At 40.3% G+C, this 2,586-nt stretch carries 2 protein-coding genes; both read right to left on the reverse strand.

Annotation, left to right across the window (positions count from 1 at the left end):
* Positions 1-495: 495 nt before the first annotated feature.
* The gene (locus TW77_RS23935) at positions 496-1,467 is read right to left on the reverse strand and encodes a transposase (RefSeq protein ID WP_046007489.1); all 972 of its coding nucleotides are present in this window, start codon (positions 1,465-1,467) and stop codon (positions 496-498) included.
* Positions 1,468-1,835: 368 nt separating this feature from the next.
* Complete coding sequence (locus tag TW77_RS23940; protein ID WP_046007490.1) at positions 1,836-2,480, reverse strand: hypothetical protein; 645 nt, start codon at positions 2,478-2,480, stop codon at positions 1,836-1,838.
* Positions 2,481-2,586: the final 106 nt, after the last annotated feature.

The following is a 2,586-nucleotide window of genomic DNA, read 5'->3' on the forward strand; positions in this document are numbered from 1 at the left end:
CAGGATAAGACAATACAAAAGCGCCCCTAAACTAAGTTTGGGAAAATAGATACAAAAATAACGGCGACACCCACCTTTACATTCATCTAGCCAATAAAAATAACGGCGACACCCACCTTTACATTCATCTAGCCAATGAAGCTATGTTCTAAATTTAATTTGAAATATAGTGGATTCTTCGTTCACCAAGGGCTTTGAGCAGCCAGGTGCACGCATTTAAGCTCGGAATATTTGAAAATAGACAGGATAAGACAATACAAAAGAGAAATAACGGCGACACCCACCTTTACATTCATCTAGCCAATGAAGCTATGTTCTAAATTTAATTTGAAATATAGTGGATTCTTCGTTCACCAAGGGCTTTGAGCAGCCAGGTGCACGCATTTAAGCTCGGAATATTTGAAAATAGACAGGATAAGACAATACAAAAGCGCCCCTAAACTAAGTTTGGGAAAATAGATATGTCGGGTCTGTTCGGAGCCAATTCGAATAATGCTAGCCCAGTAACTGCTCACACTGAGTCAGATTAACACGTCGCTTTTTGTTAAGGTGCTCACAGTAATCTGTCATTGCCTGCTTTCGCCCTACAGCACCATGAAACACTTTGGTAAACTGGGTGGTAAGCTTAAGCCAGTTGTCTGGCGCTATTTGTAACCTGGCCAGCAACGGCTGGCTATCACTGATGTAACCCCGTTTATCTGCACGCATACATCTGCCTGTTAATTCAACCAACTGAATGTAATAAGTCAAATCAAACGGAAGACCACTTGGCATATTTGCTCTTGGATTGCCTGCAAAGCGCCGCAAGCTTTTAGGTTGCTTGCCCTGTCGTGCGCACTCAATGCGTTTTTTAATGCTGGTATAGTCCGAAGTTTCAGGTGCTTCTGCTATTTTTGCTCTGACTGGGTTCAGGTCAACATAAGCCATGCAGGCTGCCAGTGCCGCTGTATCCAATAAAGCTTGTGATTTGAATCGCCCCTCCCAAAAACGCCCCGTGCAACCATCTTCTTCATTAGCTCTGCGAGCAATGCTCTCATTAAGCACTCGCATAAACCAACTGATGCTTGCAAGCCGAAGTCTGAATTCAGTAATGTCAGCCGCCAACATAATGTGCTCAGACTCGCTCAGCTCATTACCATTGATGTATTTTTGTGTCAGCCAGTTGCCTTTAAACAGCTTATGCCAGCGAATGACTATCGCTTTATCTGATAACCTTTCAGCTTTTTTATCATCAACATACAGCACAATATGCGTATGGTTGCTCATAACCGCGTAGCCACATACCTCGATGCAAAACACTTTTGCCAGCGTCAGTAGTTTTTCTTCTACCCAGTCTCGCCGATGCTCATATGAGCGGCCTGTGAAGCGGTCTTCGCCGCATAAAAACGCCCGACGTACACACCGGGAAATACAGTGATAATATTTGGTATCGCTTAAGCTAACCTGCTTCTTCCTTGCAGTTGGCATAGTCCATTGTCCTCAATCCTTTGAGCGTGTCCTAAGCGTAGACGCCACATCAAAAGTACGCCATTTTTAGGTGGGTGTCGCTTGTTTCTTGGTTATAATCATCTACGAACGAATTTTGAGGTGGGTGTCTTCGAAAATTAGGTGTCTTCGAAAATTACTACGACCATTCCAGCGCTTGTCCATAGGCTATTTCTCACTGAGTTAAACCAGACATCAACAAGCTTGCTATCATGAATATTTTTGAAAAATAGACCTTTCATATTTTCCTCTAAGAGTATAACGCCTTGCTAACGGGCGAAAAATTATTGGCTAAAATTAGCGAAGAATGAGCGCAAGCCAACTGTTTTTCGTCCACTTTTAGCAACTTGTTATAGCAACTGACCAAGCCACTCGATTCCATCTGCAATCCAACTAAATACTAAAGAGAGAATAACTGCCAAGCTTTTTAAACTATTTTTAATTCCGAATATTGATTCCCAAACAGTTACCAATGTTAATAAAAGAATATAATTATTGGTTCTAGATTGGAGTAACTCCATCTTTTTTTGAATATATACATGATCCATCCAATTATTATTATCCTCTTCATCTATATAAAATTTTACAACCCTATTATGACTTTCATCAAATTGATAAGTCTCAAAATACTTACCTTCACTTTTTGGATGTATTGAGAGGTAGCACCATTGCATTCCTTCTAAAAAGATGACGCCTCTATCTATCTCTATAAATATTTCTTCATTTGGATTTAAGGATCTAACAAATTTCTCTTGCTCTTCCATATATTGAAAGACCTTATCATCTAAATCTTTAATCCCAGCAGCTACAATATTTGCTTCCGGAGTAGGTTTTGTATCGATGTTCTTTATTGTTATCCCCCATGAAAAGGGTTCACCTTGAACAATAGAACTATAATTTTTGAATTTCTTAGATTTATTTTTAAAGCTAGCCGTTATTTGTATTTTAAATGGCTCTTTCTCTAATTCTTCTTGCTCTGTAGTTTGATTACTCAACCGTACCTTCCTTGTTGCTATAACGCTTTAGTATTCATGCGTACGCAGTACGCATAATCGTTTGTTGAACTGGGCCGCTACCTGCACGCCGTATCCGGCTGGTGTG

The organism is Pseudoalteromonas rubra (assembly GCF_000967655.1).
In the GTDB taxonomy this organism is placed as follows: Bacteria; Pseudomonadota; Gammaproteobacteria; order Enterobacterales; family Alteromonadaceae; genus Pseudoalteromonas; species Pseudoalteromonas rubra_A.